The organism is Paenibacillus antarcticus (assembly GCF_001637225.1).
Taxonomy (GTDB): domain Bacteria; phylum Bacillota; class Bacilli; order Paenibacillales; family Paenibacillaceae; genus Paenibacillus_AQ; species Paenibacillus_AQ antarcticus.
Map to the genome: position 1 here is coordinate 364,261 of NZ_LVJI01000016.1, position 24,377 is coordinate 388,637.

Annotated in this window: 31 protein-coding genes; 26 read left to right on the forward strand and 5 right to left on the reverse strand. The window is 40.9% G+C overall.

Annotated features, from left to right (window positions below):
• Nucleotides 1-3: 3 nt before the first annotated feature.
• The 6 genes from PBAT_RS13085 to PBAT_RS13110 all read left to right on the forward strand — a co-directional run bounded on the left by PBAT_RS13085 (nucleotide 4) and on the right by PBAT_RS13110 (nucleotide 5,311).
• On the forward strand, nucleotides 4-873 hold the full coding sequence (locus PBAT_RS13085) for a CheR family methyltransferase (RefSeq protein ID WP_068650232.1): 870 nt from the start codon (nucleotides 4-6) through the stop codon (nucleotides 871-873).
• A 17-nt stretch (nucleotides 874-890) separates the two neighbouring features.
• On the forward strand, nucleotides 891-2,522 hold the full coding sequence (locus PBAT_RS13090; RefSeq protein ID WP_068650234.1) for a response regulator: 1,632 nt from the start codon (nucleotides 891-893) through the stop codon (nucleotides 2,520-2,522).
• 79 nt (nucleotides 2,523-2,601) lie between these two features.
• A complete protein-coding gene (locus PBAT_RS13095; RefSeq protein WP_068650236.1) occupies nucleotides 2,602-2,937 on the forward strand; it encodes an STAS domain-containing protein in 336 nt (111 codons plus the stop codon).
• Nucleotides 2,938-2,958: 21 nt separating this feature from the next.
• Nucleotides 2,959-3,414 (forward strand): anti-sigma B factor RsbW, encoded by a 456-nt coding sequence (rsbW, locus tag PBAT_RS13100; RefSeq protein ID WP_068650238.1) that lies wholly within the window; start codon nucleotides 2,959-2,961, stop codon nucleotides 3,412-3,414.
• Nucleotides 3,411-4,181, forward strand: a complete 771-nt coding sequence (locus PBAT_RS13105) for a sigma-70 family RNA polymerase sigma factor (protein WP_068650240.1) — start codon at nucleotides 3,411-3,413, stop codon at nucleotides 4,179-4,181. The genes rsbW and PBAT_RS13105 overlap by 4 nt, the downstream gene beginning before the upstream one ends.
• 140 nt (nucleotides 4,182-4,321) lie before the next feature.
• On the forward strand, nucleotides 4,322-5,311 hold the full coding sequence (locus PBAT_RS13110; RefSeq protein ID WP_068650242.1) for a magnesium transporter CorA family protein: 990 nt from the start codon (nucleotides 4,322-4,324) through the stop codon (nucleotides 5,309-5,311).
• Nucleotides 5,312-5,401: 90 nt separating this feature from the next.
• On the opposite strand, the gene PBAT_RS13115 is transcribed toward PBAT_RS13110, so the two are convergent.
• The 3 genes from PBAT_RS13115 to PBAT_RS13125 all read right to left on the reverse strand — a co-directional run bounded on the left by PBAT_RS13115 (nucleotide 5,402) and on the right by PBAT_RS13125 (nucleotide 6,575).
• Entirely contained in the window at nucleotides 5,402-5,722 is a 321-nt protein-coding gene (locus PBAT_RS13115) for a DUF5665 domain-containing protein (protein ID WP_068650243.1), read from the reverse strand.
• Between the two features lie 101 nt (nucleotides 5,723-5,823).
• Nucleotides 5,824-6,264 carry a YtxH domain-containing protein gene (locus PBAT_RS13120; RefSeq protein ID WP_068650244.1) on the reverse strand — a complete coding sequence of 147 codons (441 nt, stop codon included), beginning with the start codon at nucleotides 6,262-6,264 and terminating at the stop codon, nucleotides 5,824-5,826.
• Between the two features lie 53 nt (nucleotides 6,265-6,317).
• Nucleotides 6,318-6,575: a GlsB/YeaQ/YmgE family stress response membrane protein gene (locus PBAT_RS13125; RefSeq protein WP_068650245.1), complete on the reverse strand. Its 258-nt coding sequence runs from the start codon at nucleotides 6,573-6,575 to the stop codon at nucleotides 6,318-6,320.
• A 246-nt stretch (nucleotides 6,576-6,821) separates the two neighbouring features.
• Between PBAT_RS13125 and PBAT_RS13130 the strand changes: the two genes are divergently transcribed.
• Entirely contained in the window at nucleotides 6,822-7,556 is a 735-nt protein-coding gene (locus PBAT_RS13130; RefSeq protein ID WP_068650247.1) for a pirin family protein, read from the forward strand.
• 89 nt (nucleotides 7,557-7,645) lie between these two features.
• Here PBAT_RS13130 and PBAT_RS13135 read toward each other — a convergent pair whose 3' ends face one another.
• Entirely contained in the window at nucleotides 7,646-7,873 is a 228-nt protein-coding gene (locus PBAT_RS13135) for a DUF1128 domain-containing protein (RefSeq protein WP_068650249.1), read from the reverse strand.
• Nucleotides 7,874-8,056: 183 nt separating this feature from the next.
• Between PBAT_RS13135 and PBAT_RS13140 the strand changes: the two genes are divergently transcribed.
• The 4 genes from PBAT_RS13140 (at nucleotide 8,057) to PBAT_RS13155 (ending at nucleotide 13,213) form a co-directional block, all read left to right on the forward strand.
• Nucleotides 8,057-8,851 carry an alpha/beta fold hydrolase gene (locus PBAT_RS13140; RefSeq protein ID WP_068650251.1) on the forward strand — a complete coding sequence of 265 codons (795 nt, stop codon included), beginning with the start codon at nucleotides 8,057-8,059 and terminating at the stop codon, nucleotides 8,849-8,851.
• A 196-nt stretch (nucleotides 8,852-9,047) separates the two neighbouring features.
• The gene (locus PBAT_RS13145) at nucleotides 9,048-9,698 is read left to right on the forward strand and encodes a DUF6483 family protein (protein ID WP_068650253.1); all 651 of its coding nucleotides are present in this window, start codon (nucleotides 9,048-9,050) and stop codon (nucleotides 9,696-9,698) included.
• Nucleotides 9,699-9,773: 75 nt separating this feature from the next.
• Nucleotides 9,774-10,937: a class I SAM-dependent methyltransferase gene (locus tag PBAT_RS13150; RefSeq protein ID WP_068650255.1), complete on the forward strand. Its 1,164-nt coding sequence runs from the start codon at nucleotides 9,774-9,776 to the stop codon at nucleotides 10,935-10,937.
• Nucleotides 10,938-11,149: 212 nt separating this feature from the next.
• On the forward strand, nucleotides 11,150-13,213 hold the full coding sequence (locus PBAT_RS13155; RefSeq protein WP_068650257.1) for an O-antigen ligase family protein: 2,064 nt from the start codon (nucleotides 11,150-11,152) through the stop codon (nucleotides 13,211-13,213).
• Between the two features lie 51 nt (nucleotides 13,214-13,264).
• On the opposite strand, the gene PBAT_RS13160 is transcribed toward PBAT_RS13155, so the two are convergent.
• Entirely contained in the window at nucleotides 13,265-13,579 is a 315-nt protein-coding gene (locus PBAT_RS13160; RefSeq protein ID WP_068650259.1) for a dehydrogenase, read from the reverse strand.
• Nucleotides 13,580-13,750: 171 nt separating this feature from the next.
• Here PBAT_RS13160 and uptA point away from each other — a divergent pair, with 171 nt between their 5' ends.
• From uptA to PBAT_RS13235, 15 genes are all read left to right on the forward strand, one after another.
• A complete protein-coding gene (uptA, locus tag PBAT_RS13165; RefSeq protein WP_068650261.1) occupies nucleotides 13,751-14,365 on the forward strand; it encodes an undecaprenyl phosphate transporter UptA in 615 nt (204 codons plus the stop codon).
• Nucleotides 14,362-14,928 carry a thioredoxin family protein gene (locus PBAT_RS13170; protein WP_068650262.1) on the forward strand — a complete coding sequence of 189 codons (567 nt, stop codon included), beginning with the start codon at nucleotides 14,362-14,364 and terminating at the stop codon, nucleotides 14,926-14,928. The genes uptA and PBAT_RS13170 overlap by 4 nt, the downstream gene beginning before the upstream one ends.
• Nucleotides 14,929-14,934: 6 nt before the next feature.
• Nucleotides 14,935-15,558: an MBL fold metallo-hydrolase gene (locus PBAT_RS13175; RefSeq protein ID WP_068650264.1), complete on the forward strand. Its 624-nt coding sequence runs from the start codon at nucleotides 14,935-14,937 to the stop codon at nucleotides 15,556-15,558.
• A gap of 409 nt (nucleotides 15,559-15,967) precedes the next feature.
• Nucleotides 15,968-16,489 carry an RNA polymerase sigma factor SigY gene (sigY, locus tag PBAT_RS13180; RefSeq protein WP_068650266.1) on the forward strand — a complete coding sequence of 174 codons (522 nt, stop codon included), beginning with the start codon at nucleotides 15,968-15,970 and terminating at the stop codon, nucleotides 16,487-16,489.
• A 2-nt stretch (nucleotides 16,490-16,491) separates the two neighbouring features.
• On the forward strand, nucleotides 16,492-16,830 hold the full coding sequence (locus tag PBAT_RS13185; protein WP_068650271.1) for a YxlC family protein: 339 nt from the start codon (nucleotides 16,492-16,494) through the stop codon (nucleotides 16,828-16,830).
• On the forward strand, nucleotides 16,827-17,060 hold the full coding sequence (locus PBAT_RS13190; RefSeq protein ID WP_068650275.1) for a hypothetical protein: 234 nt from the start codon (nucleotides 16,827-16,829) through the stop codon (nucleotides 17,058-17,060). Before PBAT_RS13185 ends, PBAT_RS13190 begins: the two co-directional genes overlap by 4 nt.
• Nucleotide 17,061: 1 nt before the next feature.
• Nucleotides 17,062-17,256 (forward strand): PLD nuclease N-terminal domain-containing protein, encoded by a 195-nt coding sequence (locus PBAT_RS13195; RefSeq protein WP_068650277.1) that lies wholly within the window; start codon nucleotides 17,062-17,064, stop codon nucleotides 17,254-17,256.
• Nucleotides 17,256-18,173, forward strand: a complete 918-nt coding sequence (locus PBAT_RS13200; protein WP_068650279.1) for an ABC transporter ATP-binding protein — start codon at nucleotides 17,256-17,258, stop codon at nucleotides 18,171-18,173. Before PBAT_RS13195 ends, PBAT_RS13200 begins: the two co-directional genes overlap by 1 nt.
• Nucleotides 18,170-18,949, forward strand: coding sequence for an ABC transporter permease (locus tag PBAT_RS13205; RefSeq protein ID WP_068650280.1), 780 nt, complete (start codon nucleotides 18,170-18,172; stop codon nucleotides 18,947-18,949). The genes PBAT_RS13200 and PBAT_RS13205 overlap by 4 nt, the downstream gene beginning before the upstream one ends.
• An 89-nt stretch (nucleotides 18,950-19,038) precedes the next feature.
• Nucleotides 19,039-19,422 carry an ATPase gene (locus PBAT_RS13210; protein ID WP_068650282.1) on the forward strand — a complete coding sequence of 128 codons (384 nt, stop codon included), beginning with the start codon at nucleotides 19,039-19,041 and terminating at the stop codon, nucleotides 19,420-19,422.
• A 171-nt stretch (nucleotides 19,423-19,593) separates the two neighbouring features.
• Nucleotides 19,594-19,881: an Asp-tRNA(Asn)/Glu-tRNA(Gln) amidotransferase subunit GatC gene (gene gatC / locus PBAT_RS13215; RefSeq protein WP_068650285.1), complete on the forward strand. Its 288-nt coding sequence runs from the start codon at nucleotides 19,594-19,596 to the stop codon at nucleotides 19,879-19,881.
• Nucleotides 19,882-19,910: 29 nt separating this feature from the next.
• Nucleotides 19,911-21,368, forward strand: coding sequence for an Asp-tRNA(Asn)/Glu-tRNA(Gln) amidotransferase subunit GatA (gene gatA / locus PBAT_RS13220; protein WP_068650287.1), 1,458 nt, complete (start codon nucleotides 19,911-19,913; stop codon nucleotides 21,366-21,368).
• Between the two features lie 119 nt (nucleotides 21,369-21,487).
• Nucleotides 21,488-22,927, forward strand: a complete 1,440-nt coding sequence (gene gatB, locus PBAT_RS13225; protein ID WP_068650288.1) for an Asp-tRNA(Asn)/Glu-tRNA(Gln) amidotransferase subunit GatB — start codon at nucleotides 21,488-21,490, stop codon at nucleotides 22,925-22,927.
• A gap of 172 nt (nucleotides 22,928-23,099) precedes the next feature.
• A complete protein-coding gene (locus tag PBAT_RS13230) occupies nucleotides 23,100-23,567 on the forward strand; it encodes a GNAT family N-acetyltransferase (RefSeq protein WP_068650289.1) in 468 nt (155 codons plus the stop codon).
• Between the two features lie 52 nt (nucleotides 23,568-23,619).
• The gene (locus PBAT_RS13235) at nucleotides 23,620-24,333 is read left to right on the forward strand and encodes an MgtC/SapB family protein (RefSeq protein ID WP_068650354.1); all 714 of its coding nucleotides are present in this window, start codon (nucleotides 23,620-23,622) and stop codon (nucleotides 24,331-24,333) included.
• The last annotated feature ends 44 nt before the right edge of the window (nucleotides 24,334-24,377 follow it).

A 24,377-nucleotide genomic window follows, 5' to 3' on the forward strand; every position in this document is an offset into this window, starting at 1 on the left:
ATAATGACTTCGTGGAATAGTCCTGAGGATGAAAATGCACTAATGAACTTGGTAGACTCTGAAAGAGAGCAAATTGAACTTGAGCTGTTGTTAGAAGGGATGCATCGTATGTACGGGCACGACTTCAGAAATTACGCAACGCCTTCTTTAAGGAGGAGAATATGGAATTTCATCAAGATGAATAATTTCCGAAATATTTCTTCTCTCCAAGAGAAAGTTCTCCATGACCGCTTAACGTTTGATCGATTGGTGCATAATATATCTATTCCTGTTACGGAGATGTTCAGGGATCCGCAGCTGTTTAAGTCATTCCGAGAAAATGTGGTTCCAATTCTTCGAACATATCCATATATTCGTATTTGGCATGCGGGATGTTCCACGGGTGAAGAAGTATATTCTATGGCTATTCTTCTGTACGAAGAAGGCCTATATGATAAAACCCGTATTTATGCGACAGATATGAATAGCCAATCTTTAAAGCAAGCGCAGAGTGGGATATTCGGAATTGAGAAAATGAAGTTGTATACTAAGAACTATATAGAAGCGGGTGGTTCCCGATCCTTTTCCGAATATTATACAGCGAAGTACAATTCGGTTATTTTCAAACCATTTCTTCAGAAGAATATGATTTTTGCGGAACATAATCTAGCTACTGATCGCTCATTTAATGAATTTAACGTTATTTTATGCCGAAATGTGATGATCTATTTCAATGATAAGCTTCGTGATCATGTTCATGAGTTATTTCACGAGAGTCTGAGTCGTTTTGGTGTTCTAATATTGGGTTCGAAGGAATCGATTCAACATACGAACTATGGAAGTTTATATGAACCACTGGATCGAGTGGAAAAAATATATCGTAAAATAAATTGAGAACGGAGGTGGAAAACATGGGGTTTCTTGGACCCATTCATATCCTTTTGGTAGATGACCGACCAGAAAATTTACTTGCACTCGAGGCTGTCCTTGAAAGTGAACAATATCATCTTATAAAGGCAACTTCCGGGGAAGAGGCATTGAGGTGCCTTTTGAAGAATGAATTTGCTGTGATTATTTTGGATGTGCAAATGCCTGGGTTGGACGGAATTGAGACCGCTAAATTAATTAAAGCAAGAGACAAGACGAAGGATATTCCCATCATATTTATTTCAGCGAACAGTAAAGAGGCAGAACATCTATTCGCTGGTTACTCAGCGGGAGCTATTGATTATATGGTTAAACCATTTATCCCGCAAATACTAAAGTCTAAAGTTGATGGATTTGTGGAAATGTATGTGACCAACAAGAAGCTTAAGACTCAATCGATGTTACTTCAACAGAAGACACGAGAATTAGAGAAAATGAATTATGAACTGATTGTGGCGAAGGAAGCTGCAGAAATTGCTGCGAATGCCAAGACTGAGTTCTTAGCGATGATGAGTCATGAAATTCGGACACCCATGAATGGTGTTATCGGCATGATTGATCTTCTAATGGAGACTGATCTACAAGAGGAGCAGAAGGAATATTCTGAAATTATACGTAAGAGCGCAGATGCCCTTGTCACCGTGATTAATGACATATTAGATTTCACCAAAATGGAATCTGGCAAGATGGAACTCGAAGAATATCCATTTGAGGTACAAGCTTGTGTGCAAGAGGTATTTAGTCTTATGGATATGGAAGCAAGTAAGAAGAATCTGGAGTTAGTTTACTTTGTAGATGAAGATATTCCACAAGTTGTGTATGGGGACATGAACCGACTTCGTCAAGTTCTTATCAATTTGATCTCGAATGCTATAAAATTCACAAGTAAGGGTGGTGTATACCTTGTCGTGTCTCTTCAAGAGAGCGATCAGGAGCATCTCACACTAGAATTCACAGTTAAAGATACTGGTATTGGACTCTCCAAAGACAAACTTGATCAATTATTCATCCCTTTTTCTCAATTGGATTCATCCATGAACCGTAAGTATGGAGGTACTGGATTGGGCCTTGCTATATGCAAATCAATGGTTGAGATTATGGGGGGAGCAATTCATGCTGAATCGATGGATGAGGACGGCGCTACCTTTATATTCAGTATTGTAGTTCGGTATCTGAATGAAGAGGAACGTGAATTATGTTTTGCAGATAACCTAGGTTTGCCTGTCACTAGAAAAGAACAATTAGAGGCGAACGTTCTCATTGTAGACGATCATCCGGTGAATCAGAAATTGATGGTAAGTATGCTTTACAAAATGGGGTTGTCTGCCGATATAGCGAAAGATGGATTACAGGCAGTTGATATGGTCAAGAATCATAAAGCATATGACATTATATTTATGGACTTACACATGCCCGTGATGGATGGGTTAGAAGCTACAGCTCGGATACGTGAATTGACGTCATTGACAGACACCCAACCGATTATTATCGCAATGACAGCGAATGTAATAGAGGGCATCGAACTGCGATGTTCTGAGGCAGGGATGGACAATTATATCAGTAAGCCAGTACAGATGAATCATGTGGAACAAGCATTATCGCTCTATTTGAATTAATTTTAATTTATTTGTTTCAAACATGATTAAATAGGGTTATGAATATTGGTAGTCAAAACATATTCGGGAGAGAGTGTCTATGAATACAAATAAGAACGAGAAGTTTAATGCTACAATGCAATCGAACGATGGAACAATCACTGTTGTCCTTTCTGGAGAGCTTGATTTGTCTGTTGCTCCTGAATTTCGCTTAATGATGAAGCCATTAGTTGAGGATTCCAATCATGATCTTATCATCAACTTGAAGAATTTGAAGTATATCGATAGTACAGGTATTGGCATTTTATTATCTATTTTAAAAGCGCGACATGGTATGGGTTCAAAGTTTCTTGTGGAGGATGTTCCTTCCCAGATTCAGAAATTATTTGATATGACGGGTATTTCTAAGTTCTTTGCAACTAAAGAGAATTCCTAATAGGAAAGGGTCGGACTATAAATGAATGGTGAAGCAGTTCAGAAAGTGGTAATATCATTACCTGCAAGTGCTGATTATGTAGATATTGTAAGATTGAATTTGTACGGTATTGCCTCGAAAATGGGTTTTTCCTATGAGGATATAGAGGACATGAAGGTAGCCGTGTCAGAAGCATGTAACAACTCTGTTCTATATGCTTATGGACAGGAAGACGGGACCGTAGAAGTGACTTTTGAAATAAACGGCGATTTATTATCTATTACTGTTAAGGATGAAGGGGATAGCTTTGACAATCTGACCGCACAAGGTGAAGGTAGTACGTTGCATGATAAAGAATTGGATGACGTACAAATTGGAGGCCTTGGATTCTTCCTAATGCAGGCGCTTATGGATGATGTGAGCGTAGAAAGTCAAGCGGGTTGTGGCACTAAAGTAGTGCTTACGAAACGCCTTATGAGAAGCGAGGAAATGGTATGAGTAACAATGTGACTCCCCCCGAGTCCATGAGTGAGGTAGTGGGTCTGATCTGGGAATACCAGCAGACACAAGATAATGAAATCGCCACCGTACTTATAAAGAAATTTAAGCCGATGGTAAAGATGGCTACAGGGAAAATCTCTCGTAACCGTCCTGATCTATATGAGGATTTATATCAAGTAGGTCAGATGGCATTGATTCGTTTGCTTAACCAATACGATATTAGTCTTGGGATTCCATTTGAGCCTTATGCTATGAAAAGTATCATAGGTCACATGAAGAACTATTTAAGAGATAAATCATGGTATATTCAAGTCCCACGAAGAATTAAGGAAAAGGGTGCTCTCGTTCAACGTGCAATTGATGAATTGAACATCAAGTTAGAACGTTCCCCTAATGTTCGAGAAATTGCCGAGTATTTGGAGCTCACGGAAGAAGAGACCATAGAGGTGTTAGCAGGACGTGAGTGCTATCATTATGTTTCATTGGATACACCGCTGTCACAGGAGGATTCAGGAACTACCTTGGGGGAACTCATTAGCTCTGATGTCAATGATTACGATTCGGTTGAGAAACGTATGGATTTACAGCAGGCTCTAAGTCAACTTAAGGAACAAGAACAACAAGTATTGTTATTTGCATTCCAAGATGGTGAATCGCAACGAACGATTGCTCAGAAGTTAGGTATATCTCAAATGAGTGTGTCGAGGATTCAAAAGAAGGCCACGGAGAAGTTAAAAGAAATCATTACTAATTCTTCTTTATAAAAGGAACTTTATGAAGCAACAATACAGTACACAGATGAATCTTACCCTCGTCAGGACACGCTGATATTCTCTTAGAAGAATTAGTAGCGTGTCCTTTTTGCTACGACAACATAACAATATGGATTAGAGGAGGACTGTACTTGAAGAATGAACTCAGGAAGAGGCCGTATAACCTGCTGTCTTTGCAAGGTGATTGGCAGTGGCATGATTTGGTGGTGGATGATTGGTCATCACCTGAAATTGAGAAGTTACGGATAGATCATCCCCATGCAGCGGAGTGGCTTGATATACTTCCACACCTTGAATCTAATTACATAAGCGTTAGATTTCCAGATGGTTTGAGCCCGAGTATCTTTGGGACGATAGAGTATACAATGAATTCGATGAAGCCAAATGATACAACGTATAAGCGCGAAGTGGAAAGATTCCATTACTTTGTGTTTGAGAATACCCTTATCACGATTAATTTGGATAACCATACCTGGGAGGAAATGAATAAGGCGAATCGAATGATTATGCTGCAACAATGTAAGCAATCGGTAGAAGGATTATTTGTAATCGCGAGGACAGTTCTTCATTATCTTCATCAAGGGATGGATGTGTTTGAATGTGACCTCCGCAAATTGGAGCAACAAATGGAGAGCAACAATCACCGCTATTTAATGGATAAGATTTTAGATTCGCGATATGAATTACTTTTTTGGAATAATCTATTTATTTCTTTTCAGGAATTGGTCATTGCTTCTAAAGAGGCATATTATGATGACATCAAAGATAATCGACTTTATAATCAATTATTCTATCGAGTAGATCGAATGGAGCGCTTATTTGTTCATTATAATAAAGAAATTGACACTTTAATTTCGATTGATAACGCTGTTTCTGCCTTTCGAGGGAATGAGATCATGAAGACGTTAACGATTTTGACAGCCGTATTTATGCCAGCCTCTGTGATTGGAGCCATCTGGGGGATGAACTTCGATATCATTCCATTCTCAAAAATCCCTTGGGGGTTTGTAGGAATGATTGTCATGATTGGATTAACAACGACGGTCATGTACTTGTGGATGCGGAAGAAGGGATGGACTGGTGATCTACTTAAGACAAATTCAAGGGAAAAACATGTGTGAGTTGTCTTGAAATAATGGATATAGAAATAGCCTGAAAGAATCCTTTCGTAAGGATTTCTTCAGGCCATTTCTTATTGGATCTAAAGAGGTTCATTTATAAGCATCAATGTATTGTTGTAGGTTGCCCAGGTATTTACCTATCAGAGGCATATCAACGAAAATACTTAAGATATAACCAAGTAGTCCTAGAACAACAAAGGTTCCTACGGATAGTCCTAGGCCACGAGACAGACCTGCAGTGAAGTTCGTAATAATTCTTTTCTTGGGGTTGGTATAGTTCTCAATAATGTCTTTGAACTCAGCTTTATCAAGCATATTGGCAATTTGGTCCAGTCGAGAGTTAAGGTGCTTCACTTCATGCCTGAGCTCGAAAGGATGCTCATCTACTTCATAAGTTTTGATTTTCGTCATAAGACTTCCTCACTTTCTGTAAGAAATACATCATTTTTTTAACCCGTAGACGCAAGAAATAGCCGCTAAAGAAAGCCGGCTATTTCCTCTGAATGATTGGCTTAGTATTTTGTTGTGTTTAGTTCTTTTTTAACGTCTTTGGCTGCTTCTGCGGAAGTATCTTTAACATCTTTAGCTGCTTCACTAGAAGAATCTTTGATTGCACTGGAAGCATTGGCAAGTTCTTCTGATACATCAGAGACAGAATTCTTTACCGTCTCTACAATGTTCGAAGTACCTTCAACAACAATGTTAGCTACGTCGGTAGATTTGGTGGACACGGTCTTAGCGATTTCAGATGCTTTATCGCCCACAGCACATGCAACTTCCTTCGTCTTGTCAGTAACAAGAGATAACTTCTCGTTTAAATCTCCACGTAGTTCGTTACCTGGTTTGGGAGCGAACAATAAAGCTGCTGCTGCACCGATTAAACCACCGATTAATGCCCCTTTAACGAATGTGCCACTACTTTGAACTGGATAATTTTTTTCTTCTTGATTCATACTAAATCACTCCTAAGTTATATTTTTTAATAGATATTAAGTATATTCTGGATTTAGGCAGCACGTCTGAATAAACGGCTGAGTAGACCTAGAAGGAAAACAAAAATGGCTGTTCCCAAGATAGCGGGTACGACTGCAAAACCACCGATTTTTGGACCAAAACTACCGAATAATGATGCCCCGATCCATGCTCCTACAAAACCAGCGATCATAGATCCTATTATGCCTCCTGGCATTTTATTACCCACCAGCGCATCGCCGATAAATCCAATAATAATTGCCATTACTATACTAATAATTAAACCCCACATAAGAATGACCTCCTTAGTATTGATTGTTATGATGTTGTCGTCTTGCTTACTTGGTATTTAAACTACAAAAGGGTGGATGAAACAAGGACAATGATACTACACCCATAATCAAGGGAGCATAAAGGCTATATCTATAGGAAGTTATTCTTACACATATTTAGGAATGATTGAAGTAATATGGCTGCGGGTAAGTATTGGTTATCAAATACAAATAATTAACTTATTCACACTATGGAGGTGTATGTAATGTTTAAAATCGTAACTTCAGCGGAACGTCATACTTCGGAGAAAGAGTGGATTCATAGTGAGTTTAGCTTTTCTTTTGCTGACTATGAAGATCCGAGTAATTCCCACTTTGGATGTCTACTTGCCCATAATGATAATCAACTGCAACCACAAGAAGGTTTTAAGAAACACCCACATCATGATTTAGAAATTGTAAGTTATGTCATTTCGGGGACGCTACAACATGAGGACGATATGGGTAACCAACACGTATTAGAGGCAGGTACTGTGCAGGTGATGAGTGCAGGAACGGGATTAAGCCATTCTGAGACCAATCCTTCCACAACAGACCCTGTTCGTTTCTTACAAATGTGGTTCCTGCCGTCCACTCCAAATTTGGAACCAAGATGGGCGAATAGAAGTTTCTCTAAAGAGGAGATGACAAATCAATGGCGTCCTGTTGTGGTTGGACAAAATGAATTACAAAAAGAAGATCATTCTCCTTTGTCTATTCAACAAGATGTTACGATTTATTTGCCTATTCTTGAGACAGGTAAAGAACTTGTTTTTCCACAAAAAGAAGATAGGAGAACACACTTATTTCTTATTTCTGGTCATTTGGAAATTCAATGTGATGAAGGAATCTTTCATTTAGAGCCTGGGGATGCGGCCCGAATTCATAAAGCATGTGATTTGAATATTAAAGGAAGTAGTAGTGAAGGGAAATCAGAATTTATACTTGTGGATCTTCCCTAGAACGGTTGATTCTCACAATAGAAGGAAAGAAGGAGGGTATCCTTAACCATTACTCGGTGGTTAAGGATACCCTCCTTCTAATATATTCTTTAAGCTTGACGGCGTAAGCGTCCGAGTTCTAATACAAGTGACTCCACTTCAGAAATACTAAGGTTATTCGTTTTCATAACTAGTTCATAGACATCTTGAATGTCTTCATACTGCTCTACTGAAAAGGCAGAAGCTTGCATAGCTGCTCCACTTGCCATTCTTAATTTTGTTTTAATCTCTTCAATCATATATTCGATGTTCTCAGGTGTTTTATTTGATAAATCCATTAGGTGGACCATCCTTTCTTCATATGAAATATGCTTCTTATATTGTAGCATGTCTCATATGCTCACTACCATTATCTATTAATAAAGGCTTTTATAATAAAGAAATCTTAATTAAAGGTTTCAAGATGGCGTAATTTGATTAATAATACGTATTAAGAAGAGACGCAGAGAGAAGGATTAATTATGAAAAAAATAATATGCGATGGAAATACCATTTGTTATAAAGATCAAGGTCAAGGCGAACCTCTAGTACTTTTGCATGGATTTTGTGGTAGTTCAGAATATTGGGATCAAGTGGTTCCATTATTATCTGATCGATATCGTTGTATTGTACCGGATCTTCGTGGCCATGGTTCGTCGGATGCTCCAATGGGTGCATATACGATTGAACAAATGGCGGATGACGTGATTCAACTGATGGATGCATTAGAACTTCCTAAAGTGACGCTATTAGGTCATTCATTAGGGGGATATATCACCCTTTCAGTAGTCCAACGTTATTCAAATCGTTTGAATGGATTTGGAATGATTCACTCTACAGCTTACCCTGACAGTGAAGAGGGGAAGGAGAAACGCTTACTTGCAATTAGTAACATTCAGGCAAATGGGATTACCTCTTTTGTCGATAACATGATTCCAACGCTATTTGCTCCAGATCATGTAAGTGATCATCCAGAGTGGATAAATTTAGCTAAAGAAATTGGATATAGAACACCTCCACAGGGGGCTTGTGGATCTGCAATGGCGATGCGTGAACGTCCGGATCGTCGTGATGTACTCTCAGCATCGGTTCTTCCAGTATTACTTGTTGCAGGAGAACAAGATGGGATTATCTCACAAGATAAGACCTTTACCGTCGACCAACCGAATGTGACTCAGGTAACGATTGCAGGTTCAGGACATATGAGTATGTGGGAAGCACCTGATCAGTTAGCTACGACGATTACAATTTTTTTAGATCAGGTTCAATCTAAATAGTGTCAATACAATAAATTATAGATTAACCGGAGGCGATTGTGCCTTCGGTTTTTTGTGAGGCCTATTATTCTAAGAGGAGTGACGAACGACAGACGTAACTCGAACAAGGTCGCTAGTATTGCTTGTGGGAATGACTTACAATTAAAGATATGTAGAGTAAAGGTTTTGCAAATGGGAGATTTAAAGGAGGGTACATATGTTTCGTAAAGATTACATTCTCAGGATGGTCGAGGAAATGACCCAAATGATCTCCAAGGTATTTGATTTAAAAAAAGAACGAAAATATACAGAGGCTCTTTGGGAGATCGATGAATTACTTAGTAAGGAATTCCCCTTGAATTCTCGGCTGTTGAATTCTTTACCCACAGAAGAGATTACGGAAATGTTTCGTTTTGGTGGAACGGTCGAATCAGATAAGTTACAGGGAGCTGCGTACCTGCTGAATGAAGAGGGTAAGATATATAGGGATTCGGGTCAAATAGATGAAGGTTTGACACGATTTATGAAATCGTTACATCTTTATTTGGTGGCGGATACTCATGGTGCGAATAAAGAGTTGATAAAGCTTACCGATCAAGTTGATAATCTCTTGAATCAGCTCAAAGACTACCGTCTTCCTCTAAAAACGGAGACCTTGTTGTTTCATTATCAAGAGGTTAATGGTCAGTATGCTGAAGCCGAGAATGCTTTGTTTCGTCTCTTAGAACGAGATGGGATAGATCCAACCGAGGGAATCGCTTTCTACAATCGTCTTCTGGGTAAAGATGATGAAAGATTGGAGCAAGGGAGGCTTCCGAGGGTAGAAGTTATGGAAGGGTTATTAGAAATGCAGCAAAGATTCCAGTAAGAATGATTTGGAGGAGTCAACCGAATATGGTATGGTAACGGATAAGACAACTTTTAGAAAGCGAGATGTACTCTTTTGGAATCTTTACGCAAACTTATTTCACAGGTGATTAACGACTCTTCCATGATTACGGCCACGATAAGCCAACTTCGTAAGAAAGAAGGCATTTCATATACCAAAGTACAGATTAAACCGGTAGAATTGAAAAAAGTTCTTCATTACCAATTTGCTTATTACTACAGTAACAAGGTTGTCCACAAGAATGCTACAGAAGAAGAAGCTATAACGCTACTTGAGGAGCTTTTTGAGCAGACTTTTCGTCAAGGAATTATCTGTACATCTGAAGCTGATTATCAAATACTAATCAGTAAGAAGTTCAAAGTATCGATCTTGACCAAATCCCCTTCTAAGAGTGAAGTTGATTTGTCTCATAATCGTAAGAAGCAATACGTTCTTGAAGAGGGGCAACCGATTCCTTTTCTAGTTGAACTAGGAATTATGAACGAAGATGGCAAAGTGTTAGCCCGCAAATATGATAAGTTCAAACAAATAAATCGCTTTTTAGAAATGGTAGAGGATGTCCTTCCGAGCTTGCCAGAAGATCGTCCAATAACGATTGTAGATTTCGGCTGTGGTAAATCCTATTTAACATTTGCACTGTATCATTATTTAGCAATTCAGGAACGAAGAACATTGAATGTGGTTGGACTTGACCTGAAGGCGGATGTGATAGAACATTGTAATCTGCTTGCTAGTAAGCTTGCGTATAACAATCTGAATTTTCTTGTAGGAGACATTGCTGACTATAATGAACTGGAAAAAGTTGATATGGTCGTCACGCTTCATGCTTGTGATACTGCAACAGATGCGGCGCTTGAGAAGGCTGTTCGTTGGGATGCCTCTGTGATATTATCCGTACCGTGTTGCCAACATGAAGTGTTCACTCAAGTGAAGAATCCACTATTAGATCCACTTCTATCACATGGGATATTGAAAGAACGATTCTCTGCATTAGCGACAGATGGCGTACGAGCGAAGTTGCTAGATCTGATGGGTTATCGTACGCAACTTTTAGAATTTATTGATATGGAGCATACACCGAAGAATATCCTCATTCGTGCTGTAAAAGGAGATAGTGGAGATCGTGCTCAGTTATGGAAGGAATACACGGATTTCCGTGACTTCCTTCATATATCTCCTTATTTAGAGAAGGTCTGTGCAGATCTTCTACCTAGATAGATTGAAATAAAGACGAACCCCTATGTTCATGATTTTCTTTGGAAATGATTGAACTTGTGAGCGCGAACATGATTTCAATCTATACTCGTCTTCTACGAATGATTTGAATGAAGTATACCGATGACAATATTTTCATATAATAGATACGTAGCCGCCCGCGCTGGGCGGTTTTTTTTGTAGATATAAGGAAATGATGAAGGCGGGTATATCGTATGAAGAATTGGGAGTGGAAGCTATCTGCTATTGGATTGCTTACAATGGGTGCTATTTGCTGTTTCCAGACAGGTGTTTTTTTTGCATCAGATTTATATCCTATCGTTCTTGGAGCGAGCGTTGTCTCTCTTATATTAGGATTCTCTGTTCTGCTCCGGAGCTATAAGGTTTGGGAGAAGGTCACTATATTCCCCGATATACTCGTAATTACATGTCCTTTTCTTATGATGATACTATATGCGATACATGGATTCTCTCAACCGCTGTCTGCTCAGGGAACTTTCGTTGAGCTCTTGAAATGGGGCTGGTATGGGACAGTTGCTGTTATGGCTTATTATGTGGGAAGTAAGAAAGAGGGGAGAACTCTTCTAAAGGCTGGCTGGCATGGCATGGGGCTATTCCTTGCATTAAGTGCAATCTTTGATATCTATGGGCTTGTAAATATTCCTCACAATATAGTGTATACTTTGAACCCTGGCATAAGTGCCACGGGTGCAAGACTAGCAGGGATGATACAGTATCCCAACACATTCGGCGCGATCATGGCCGCTTTCCTAATGGAGCGGCTATTTGCGCTAGCGCCGCTTGCGAAGCAGCGGCCATCTAGATGGCGGGTGCTAGTTGGCATTCTGCCATTAGCACCCTATACCGCCGCGCTGCTCCTCAGCGAGTCGCGCGGCGCTTGGCTTGCGGCCGGCGTGGCATTGGCTGCCGGCCTAGTGATTGAGCGGCAGAGGCTTATGCCGCCGCTCGTGCTTGCCGCCGCGCCATGCTTTGGCGCGGCATTGCTGTACCGCCAGCTGGCAGAGGTGCAGCTGGCTCCAGTTCCTTGGCCCAGCCTGCTATGGCTGGGCGGGCTGTGGGCCGGCAGCATGCTAGCCGGCCTAGGGCTGTGGCGGCTGTGCCAAAGCCGCCATCCTCGTAGCATTACAACAATGTTGTTTGCGGCGAGCTTATGGACTGGAAGTTGTATCACGGTCTGGTTCACAGTGGTAGATCGGATCACTGCCAATTATGGCACGGTATCCGCTCGTTGGATTATTTATCAAGATGCGTGGAGGCTAATACAACAAGCACCATGGTTGGGACAAGGTGGGTATACATGGCGAATGTCATATCCTAAGATACAATCGCAGCCTTATGTAGGAAGTGAAGTTCATAGTGGATATCTCGATGTGCTGTTGAATACCGGAATTGTTGGTTTTTTGACCGTGGTGTTCATGTTGATTGGCATCGGATGGATATTGTATAAGCAATATCGTGTGCTAGTACCCGCATATTTGGTGTTGGTCCTACATGCAGCGGTAGATTTTGATTGGAGTTTTGGTCTTGTATGGATTCTTATATTTTGGCTAGCAGCATGGGGGTTCTCTTATCATGATCGCTTAGAAGAGACTACAGTAACTAATGTAGAATCTAGTGCTACGCAACACCATTCAAAAAGGATCATGCATAAGGTGTTTTGTGTTCTATGGTTATGTACAATCATATGTTTAACGCTTGTAGCTCTACGCTCAGAAATAAGTAGTTCGCTACAAAGACTAGCTTTACAATCTAAAGATTCAGATATTTCCCGAAAGCTGCTTCGCTCATCCTTACTTTGGAATCCAATGAACACAGATGCAGCAATTCAATTGGGTCGAATTTCGTCACTGGAGGAAGGGATACGAGTGCTAACACAGAGCTTGTCCTATTCCCCCCAGCACCCCGGGCTTGTATGGAAGTTAGCATACACATATGGGGAACTGGGAGGAAGTGAGCCTTACACCCAATGGTTATCCTTGAGCAATGTATTAGATCCTTTTAACACAGAGAAACAAAGTGATAGTCTGGAACAATTACTCACACTTTCCCGAGAGCAAATGGCTTTAGGAAATACAGATGAATCCTATCGTCTGATTCGTATAGGGGTTAGTCACTACAACAAATATAAGCATATGGTGGAACAGTTATCGGGACAACAGGCTCAACTACATAATGATAGGAAATTCATATTAACGAGGGAGGCTGAAGAATGGGGCAGTCAACTGGAAAGGTTGGCACAATCGCTGCCCGATTCATGAAGATCTAACGATTAGAGGTTGTTCAAAAAGTCACCTTTTGATCACGCACGATTAGCCTCCAAAAGCATCACGAAATGCAAGACACAGCTTCCCCTGATCAACTTGCCATAGTGCAGCAAGTTCTTCACTGACGTCACTTTCCCACCACTGGTATAGTAACTTACGATTGCTACTGTTTTCGTGAATCCAGATCAGCTTGCCGATTACTTTCCGGTAGTATAATTCTTCACCTTGTTTCAATAAGGGGGCTGGAATATGTGTCTTCATCCGTTTGAGGGTACGGTAAAGCTCTTTGCTACAGGCTCTACGTATACCACGCGGAGTAGGAAGGGGTCTAGTATTCTTCGCTGTGTGATTAGGGGGCATAAATCCTCACTCCTTTCATCCACAACGTATGCATAAAGATAGACGGAAGACACCATAGAATCGTTAATTGGGCTCAAGTAGAAGGTATGTCCTTTCCTATGTTAGAATAGAAATTAAGAATAGGAGTTTCTAATTATTAAATACCGAATACATAATGAAAGAGGGGACGGAGTGGAGTTCATTTCGGAAGTTGTTAATCAGCTATTTCATTGGATTCAAAGTTTAGGTTATTTCGGAATTATGATTGGCTTGATGGTAGAAGTTATCCCTAGTGAAATTGTACTTGCCTATGGTGGTTATTTGGTCTATACAGGACATATTAATTTTTTTGGAGCAGTCTTATTCGGAACCATCGGCGGAGTGATAGCCCAAATATTCGTGTACTGGATTGGTCGTTATGGTGGTCGACCTGTACTTGAGAGATATGGTAAATATATCTTTATTCATAAGAAACAGATTGACGCTTCAGAAGCGTGGTTTAATAAATACGGTACAGGCGTGATTTTTACAGCTCGGTTTATTCCGATCGTTCGACATGCTATTTCGATTCCAGCAGGAATGTCCCGCATGCATCTAGGTAAATTTACGTTGTTAACGACACTCGCCGTTATTCCATGGACAATCTTATTTGTATATCTGGGACATTATTTAGGTGCGAAATGGGAGACAATTGATGAAGTAGCAGGTCCTTATGTTACGCCAATTCTCTTAATTGCTCTTGCATTATTAATTATTTATTTCTTAATGAAATGGGTTAAATCCAAGAAAAGAGGAATCAATTCATGAGAACAAATTTAGCAGACAAAATAAGAACAGGTATTTCGCCTCAACAGTTTATGGATGGCATGGAAAAGAATAAAGAGAAGTTTCAATCCAACTATGATGAATTCGTATGGGATGTTGCTTCAGAACGCGAATTTTTCGGAAGTTTGAATCATCGTGATGATATTCGTGTTCTTATTCTCGCTGCAGATTGGTGTGGAGACGTAGTACGGAATATACCTGTAGTCTTCCATGCGTTAGAGACTGCTGGCATTCCTACGGAAGTGTTAATTCTTGAAGAGAACTTTGATGTTATGGACGAATTCCTTACGCTCGGCGGAAGATCAGTTCCTGTAGTTATCTTCGTAGATACAGGAGGACATGTTCTGGGATCTTGGGGACCTCGTCCGAAACATGTTCAACAATATATGATTTCGTTCAAACAGGAGAACCCAGATCGTGAAGCATCGGACTATGCCGAGAATATGGCTATTGTGCGGTCACAAATGATCGAAGCTTATGGAGAAGGAGTCGATGTCCGTGCAGCTATTCTTAAAGAACTGCGCGAATTGATATCGGGTATATAATTAGTTATGTTGAAAATTGATAGCTACTCCTTAGGTCCCTTACAGACGAATGCCTATTTATTAACGAATGAAGAAACAGGCAAAGCCATTATTATTGACCCAGGTATGAACCCTGGTGCTCTTATCAGAAAGATAGAGAACTTAGAGATCGAAGCCATTCTGTTAACGCATGCTCATTTTGATCATATGGGTGGTGTTGACGAAATTCGTAAACTTAAAGGATGCCCTGTCTATCTGCATGATCTAGAAAGTGAATGGCTGATATCGCCTAAATTGAATGGCTCATTGATGTGGTCACAAGTATCACCACCACTGTCAACGAATCCAGCGGAGTATGATTTGGCAGGAGGGCAGCAATTGGAGCTTATTGGACATCAATTCGCTGTGTACCATACACCAGGACATTCTCCAGGAAGTGTTAGCTTCCTTTGTGGAGACCACCTTTTCTCAGGTGATGTATTATTTAAGCTTGGGGTAGGACGGACGGATCTTCAGGGTGGTAGAGAGCGAGATCTTTTGGATTCAATACACAATACATTGTTTACATTTAAGGATGAAGTGAAAGTATATCCGGGCCATGGCCCTCGTACAACGATAGGGTATGAACGTTCAAATAACCCGTATGTATAACTTCTTAGTCGGATACAAATAAGGCGAATATTAACGGAAATATTTACCTGTACAATTGATGACAAAATGGTTACAATCGGGTTAGTTATTTGATTCACAATGAAAAAGCACGCAAGCTGCGGAATTGATCCCGGTTTGCGTGTTTTATTTTGTTGTGTTTTTTTTGTTCAATACTAAAACTAATACTTAAGAATGTTGAGTAGGATGACCGCTACGGTGACGTATTGTTCTTACGACGGCTGACGCTTCTACAGTACAATTCGCCCCCTTCGCTACGACCTATATCAATCATTACTTTATAATCAGCGTTTTAGTCTTGAGCTTTTTTTTGTATTTTATGAAAGACAAATGAACGAAACGGCCAACCTATTCGTATTATCTATGTCGCTGATGGAAGTGAGGATTGAAGATGAAGACAGAGGAATGCAATAAAGTTAAACTTGCGCAGCAAGGGGATGCTGATGTTCTTGCAGAGCTAATACATGAACATTACTCTTTTCTATATAAATACTTAGTGAAGGTCACGATGGATCCTGCTTTGGCAGAGGATGTCGCTCAAGACACTATACTCCGATGTATCGAGAAGATACACCTTTATGATGGTTCCTCCTCCTTCTCTTCTTGGCTGATGACGATGGGTACTCGTATATATATAGATCAGATGCGACGTAAGAAGAGAGAGAAGAATTGGCTATTTAAAGAGCGAGGGATTCGCCGAATTCGGTGGCAGTTTGAGAGCAGGAACGAGGAATGGGACGGCGTACTTGAATCGTTAGCAAATTTGTCTTCAGAACATCGGATAACTGTGCTACTTAAACACTACTATGGCTATACCTACGAGGAGATTGGAGAGATGCTCTCTATTCCCTCTGGAACCGTTAAATCAAGAGTAGCCACAGGCGTTCGTCAATTAAGAGAGGAGATGAGATAACCATGGATAGAAGAGATGAGTTTGAAACAGAGGAAGAGATATTTCTTAGAGGATTACGCCAAAGTATAGACAGAATGGATCATGTACTGGATCATCCTTCGACACCATCCAAAGAACAATTGAAAGGTCACATTCATGAACGCATACAAAGGCGACGGAAGTCTATGATAATGGAACTGCTGTTGTTCTGGTTAGTCTCATTATTCGTAATAGGCGGAGGAGTATTATTAGTTTATTCGGCTTCTTGGATTGTTTGGTTAATTCAGGGAATAAGTTTTGTTACGGCTTTCGTCATAGTGGTACACTTTAACATTGATGGAAGAAAAGAGGGTTTAAGATGAATGAACTAGAACTTAAAGAAATCCCCATATGGATCATTGTAACGATTGTACTGCTCCTTTTGCTCCAAGGAACGTGGTTATTTATAGATGCAGGCAAACGGGGGAAGTGGCGCTGGTTCTGGGGGTTATGGGGATTGACAAGCGCACCAACACCCCTACTGATTTATCTCTTTTTCGTTAGGATACCGAATAAGCGTCGTAAGAAATCCCAAGATAGAAAGGATAATTAAAATGGATTCGTCATTAAACTGGCCTTTAATTTTACCCATCTTGATTCTGCAACTTGTTCTTGCCGTAATTGGTTTGATATCTCTATATAAAGCGCAGGAAGTACGAGGACCCAAGTGGATGTGGGTTTTGATCATTGTATTTGGAAATATGCTAGGAAGCATCCTCTACTTCGTTATTGGAAGGAAAGATGCATAATGTCTCTACTACAAGTGACTGATTTGAAGAAGAATTTCGGTAAAGAAAATGCTGTTAGAGGATTGACATTTCAATTGGAGCAAGGGAAATGTGTTGCTTTATTAGGTCCCAATGGTGCCGGCAAAACAACAACATTACGGATGCTTGCAGGACTTCTAGAGCCTTCTTCAGGTGGAATTATCTTTAATGAACAGCAAGGGGTTACAGATTATCGGAAGTGGCTTGGTTATTTACCTCAGAATCCTACATTTTATGGATGGATGTCTGGACAAGAATATATCCGGTTTGTGGCGGGACTTAGTGGAATGGAACAGAAAGAAATTGGCAGACGAACTGAAGCCGTACTTGAGAAGGTTGGCTTGCAAGATGCAGCGAAACGTCGGATATCTGGCTATTCTGGAGGGATGAAGCAGCGTCTAGGATTTGCACAGGCTCTTGTTCATGAACCGAAGCTGTTAATCCTCGATGAACCTGTCTCTGCTCTCGATCCCATTGGACGTAGAGAAGTGATTAATCTTCTTCGTGAAATAAGACAAGAGACAACCGTCTTGTTCTCTACACATGTCCTACATGATGCAGAGGAGATTTGTGATGATATCCTCGTGATGGCGAAGGGACGCTTAGCTGAGCAAGGATCACTTAGCTCTTTGAGAGAGAAGCATCGCCAGCCGCTTGTGATTGTACAAGTGGAGAGGGAACGTGATGCACTGACATGGCTTGACTCTTTGAAGAGTAAACCTTATGTGATACTAGCAGATATTAAAGCAGATATTGCAGAATTAACGGTCCATGATCTGGGATCAGCAAGAGATGATCTCATGAGAGAAGCTACTGAGAAACGGATCCCTCTAGTGAGATTCGAAGCCGGAAGCTCTTCCTTAGAAGATATGTTCGTGAAAGTGGTGAGTGAGCAATGAGATCTACTTGGATATTTTATCAGAAAGAGATGCTAGACATGTCTCGAAGTTTCAAGCTTATATGGATTCCCATCGTATTTGCGATATTGGGAATCACGCAGCCAATCATCAGCCTGTTTATGCCGGAAATATTGGAGATGTCTGGAGGAGTTCCACCAGAGATGCTCTCATTATATGAGACGCCATCTTCCGCAATGGTTATGGTTCAAGTATTGAGTCAATATAGTACGATGGGTGTTCTGATCCTTGTACTTGCAAGCATGAATAGTGTATCGGGTGAACGCTACGGGGGAACTGCGGAACTAATTATGGTAAGACCTATTTCGGTTTTTTCTATCATGATTGCTAAATGGTTTGCTCAATGTACACAGCTACTTATTGCCTTTGGTTTTGGATACATAGCTTCGTTCTACTATACCTATCAAATGATTGGACCTTTATCTTGGACAAGTGGGTTAGCATCGTTTGGACTGTACGGTCTATGGCTCATATTAGCAATGACAATTACTCTTCTATTTAGTACAATTCTGCGAGGAGCGGGAGCGGCCTTTGTCACATTAGCTATTCTAGTACTACTTTCACTCTTAAGTAGCCTTCTTCCTACCTGGTTTAACTGGAGTCCAGCTCGTCTTACATCTCTTTCATCGGAGGTATTGGTTGGGAACGGACTTTCCGTATCTTCTGTTGTAATATGTTGCTTGATTGCCGTAGGTATCATTGTTTTTTCTCTTCTTAGTGCAGCACGTCTTCTTCAAAAGCGAGTGCTCCCGAACTAGCAATGAGCTCTTCTTAATAGCTACCGTAGACATCACTATCTTTTTTTAGTAGACTATTGAGTATCTTATTGACATCTAGGAGGTAGACGATGCTACTTATTGGGGAAAAAATTGTAATCGTCGATGACGCCTTTGAGCAGAATCTTCCGATCGGTGAATATGGTTATATAATTGCTTATGATCGTAATCCCGACAACGCATTTGACTATGTCATTCGTGTACCGAAAGTGAATCGTAATTTTTTCGTGCCTAATGATGATGTTGAGCTGGAAGAGCGGCTCTTGCAAGAGGAAGTAGAGCGTACAACACAAGAAGCGCTAATCGATTATGCATTGGCGACATATAATGAGGAGCTATTTCATCACGTGATGAATGGCGAGCCAGAACCTGTTGAGGAAGGCGAGATGATCTCAACAGAGGCTTTGTCCCAAGCAGAATTTATTAAACAAGTAAATCTTCGGGCATGGATATAAAAGAGTCGGCTTATGCCGACTCTTTTTGCGTAAAAAATGAGAAGAATAAGGATCTTGATTCCTTGTGATTGAATTGTGAATGGTTCTATCCTATAATTATAAACATTATCCTGAGGGTTGAGGCTTTAATCCTGTACTAATTGAGAAAGAATAGGGAGGAATAGAAATTACATGAATATATCGACCCAAGATGTTCAACATGTAGCCAAGCTTGCGAGACTTAACTTGAGCTCAGAGGAAGAATTAGTATTTACCGAACAGTTGAATGCGATTTTGCAATATGCAGAGAAACTGGATGGCTTAGATACAGAAGGCATTGAGCCAACAACACATGTTCTTCATCTTAGCAATGTGATGCGTGAGGATGAACAACGTGAGAGTCTTCCAATTGAGAAAGTATTTGCAAATGCACCAGAGCATGAAGATGGACAATTTAAAGTTCCAGCAGTGTTGGAATAGTGTCTTATTATTGAAGGGAGGAATACCGTTTGAGCCTGTTTGATTATAAATTATCTGAAATACATAACAAGATGAATGACGGGGAATTGTCTCCTACCGATTTGGTAGATCAGGCATTCAAGACGATCCAAGAACGTGATGATCGCGTGGGGGCCTATCTTACACTTGATGAAGAGAAGGCAAGAGCCACAGCACGTAGACTTGATGACCAACTGATTGCAGGTGGGGATCGGGGATTGTTGTTCGGATTGCCTGTGGGAATTAAGGACAACATTGTGACAGACGGTCTTCGTACGACTTGTGCAAGTCAGTTCCTTAGCAATTTCAACCCTGTATATGATGCTACCGTAACGAAGAAACTGCGTCATGCAGATTCAGTCATCCTGGGTAAATTGAACATGGATGAGTTCGCGATGGGCGGATCTAATGAGAATTCAAGTTTCCATCCTGTTCGTAATCCGTGGAATTTGGAATATGTACCAGGTGGGTCTAGTGGAGGTTCCGCTGCTTCTGTGGCAGCTGGAGAAGCTTATTTCACGCTCGGTTCTGATACGGGGGGTTCTATTCGTCAGCCTGCATCTTACTGTGGCGTTGTCGGTTTAAAGCCAACCTATGGTTTAGTGTCTCGTTTTGGTTTGGTAGCTTTTGCTTCCTCTCTAGATCAGATCGGACCTGTAACGAAAAATGTAGAAGATTCGGCTTACGTATTGCAAGCTATTGCGGGTTATGATTCTATGGATTCAACATCAGCTAATGTAGATATTCCTGATTATCTAAGTGCTTTGACTGGTGACGTTAAAGGACTTCGGATTGCTGTTCCGAAGGAGTATATTGGCGAAGGCGTAGACGCAAGCGTTAAAGAGAAGATTATGGATGCATTGAAAGTGCTTGAGGGACTAGGTGCCGTATGGGAAGAGGTTTCTCTGCCACATACTGAGTACGCTGTTGCGACCTACTATTTACTTGCATCATCGGAAGCTTCTTCTAACTTGGCACGATTTGATGGTGTACGATATGGTGTTCGTGCGAACAACCCAAGCAACCTCCTTGATCTTTATCACGAATCTCGTAGTCAAGGGTTCGGCCCGGAAGTTAAACGTCGTATCATGCTTGGAACCTATGCGTTAAGTTCTGGGTATTATGACGCCTACTATTTAAAAGCACAGAAAGTTCGTACGTTGATCAAACGTGACTTCGATCAGGTATTTGAGAAATATGATATTATCATCGGACCAACTGCACCTACTACAGCTTTTAAACTAGGGTCTCAGGTAGATAATCCACTTACGATGTATCTGAATGACATTCTAACCATTCCGGTAAGTCTTGCAGGCGTGCCTGCAGTAAGTATTCCGTGTGGTTTCGTAGACGGTCTCCCAGTAGGGATGCAAATTATCGGTAAATCATTCGATGAATCTACGGTGTTGCGTGTAGCACATGCTTTCGAACAGCATACGGATCATCATACAAAACGACCTAACATGTAACGGTCTATGTAGATTGAACTAAAGGTTTACGCTTCTCATATTCTATGGATACAAATATATATCATGATTATGAGAATTCTTCTTTAGTTCATTCTATCCAGAAAAGGAGGGAATAAGGCGTGTCTACATCCAAATATGAAACAGTCATCGGACTGGAAGTCCATGTCGAGCTCCATACGAATTCCAAAATTTTCTGTGGATGCTCGACTGAATTCGGAGCACCACCCAACACCCATACTTGTCCTATTTGTCTTGGGCATCCCGGCGTATTACCAGTTCTGAATCGCCAAGCGGTGGATTATGCTATGAAAGCAGCAATGGCGCTTAACTGTACCATTGGAGATAGAAGTAAATTTGATCGGAAGAATTATTTCTACCCAGATTCACCTAAAGCTTATCAAATATCTCAGTTTGACCAACCGATTGGTGAGCATGGTTGGATTGATATAGAAGTGAACGGTGAGACGAAGAGAATTGGGATTACTCGTCTTCACTTAGAAGAAGATGCGGGTAAACTGACGCATGTCGATGGTGGATATGCTTCGTTGGTGGACTTTAACCGCGTAGGTACTCCTCTTGTTGAAATTGTATCTGAACCAGAGCTTTCTTCACCTGAAGAAGCTCGTGCATACCTTGAGAAGATCAGAGCAATTATGCAATATTGCGAGGTTTCTGATGTGAAGATGGAAGAGGGTTCGCTTCGTTGCGATGCTAATATTAGTCTTCGTCCATATGGACAGGAAGAATTCGGAATAAGAGCAGAGTTGAAGAATATGAACTCTTTCCGTGGTGTACAGAAGGGTATGGAATATGAAGAATTCCGCCAAGCTGAAATTTTGGATGATGGTGGAGTCGTAGTCCAGGAAACAAGACGTTGGGATGAAGGACAAGGGAAAACCATCAGTATGCGCGGGAAAGAACAAGCCCATGATTATCGATATTTCCCAGATCCAGATCTTGTGACGTTACATATTGATGATGCTTGGAAGCAGCGGATACGTGCATCTATTCCTGAATTACCTGACGCACGCAAAGAACGTTATGCCACTGAATATGGTCTTCCGAGTTATGACGCATCAGTCATTACCGCATCCAAACCACTTGCAGACTTCTTCGAGGAGAGCTTGAAATATACAAGTGATGCCAAGGCGGTATCGAACTGGATTATGGGTGACCTGCTCGGATATCTAAACAGCAGTAACTTAGAACTATCTGGTGTGAAGGTTACTGGTCAAGGGCTTGGTGAGATGATCGGTCTCATTGAGAAGGGGACGATCAGTAATAAAATTGCCAAAACCGTATTTAAAGAGATGCTTGAGAGTGGGAAACTACCATCGCAGATCGTGGAAGAACAAGGTCTAGTGCAGATCAGTGACGAAGGAGCGATCCTTAGCATTGTGGAGCAGGTAGTATTGGCTAACCCACAATCAGTAGAAGATTATAACGCCGGTAAGCAGAAGGCGATTGGATTCCTAGTTGGTCAAGTTATGAAAGAGAGCAAGGGGAAAGCTAATCCTGCGCTCGCAAATAAATTAATTGTTGAAGTTTTAAGCCGTTAAGGCTAAGGGGCTTGTCGATGTTGACAAGCCCTTTTGTTAAATATAAGAAATTTGATACGCTAATTCTTATATTGCCTCAGAGACGGATATCCCCCCCATATGGGAGGTATAATCGTTTCTTATTGTATAAAAGGTCAGGTAGGTATCAGCTCATTGGAATGGAGAATGATAAATGATCATAGATCTTTTATTAGATCATGAAGATACGGTGCATCAAATATGGCGTCTGCAACAAGTTGCTTATCGACTTGAAGCTCAGAGGATTGGATTCAACGAAATTCCACCGCTGTTGGATACCTATGAATCGCTTAGCCAGTGCGGAGAGACGTTCTTTGGTGTAATGGATGAAGATGGTGAACTATTGGGAGCAATAGCTATCATTAGCGAGGCTGCTGGAACCATGACGATTACCCGGATGATGGTTCAGCCAGCTTATTTTCGCAAAGGGATTGCTGGGGAATTAATTCAGTACGTGTTAGATCTTCATGTAGATACCCCTTTATTTATTGTATCAACAGGCACACGTAATGATCCTGCGTTTGCGCTGTATCTGAAATATGGCTTTATTCCTTTTGATACCTATGAAGTAGCGCCAGAGATTGAATTGACCACGTTTCATAGACAGCAACATAATAAGTAAGATATTGACTAATTAACATTTTTTATTATTTAAGGAGGGTGCATGTTACATGTTGCATAATCCATGGCTGATCGATGATCTTCATATTTTACTTCGTTTATTACTGTCCATGTTGTTAGGTGGACTCATCGGATTGGAGAGGGAAAGTTCAAATCGTGCGGCAGGACTTCGTACACATATTCTGGTGTGCTTGGGTTCGTCTCTAATTATGATGCTCTCCATATATGGATTCGCAGACTTTGCGAATGAAATGAACATTCGAATGGATCCAGCGCGTCTTGCATCAGCAGTGATTACAGGTATTGGATTTCTAGGGGCAGGTACGATTCTATTTACAGGGAAATCGATTACAGGGCTAACGACAGCTGCATCACTGTGGGTTGTAGCTGCATTGGGACTTTCGGTAGGGGCAGGCTTCAATTTTGCTGCTATTACGACAACCGTGTTAATTCTGCTGACCTTGGTCTTGTTTAATAAGCTTGAACAGCGATACATTAAAGGCAATAAATTACATTTAGTCACGATCCACGCAACGAATGCTCCTGGATTTCTTGATGATGTTTCTCTTTTATTTAAAGAAGAGGGCTTCACCATTAAGAAATGTATCGTGAACGAACGTAATGTTAATCCGTATGGAGAACTTCAGCCTCCACAGACGACAATTGAACTCACGATGCATGTATTAATCAAACGAACGTTTGATCCGATTTATGTATCATCGAAAGTTCGAGGCTTAGAAGGCGTAACTATGATATCTTTGGAATGAAGCAATTTTTTTTACGATAACGGGTACTTTCCGAGAGGAAATTA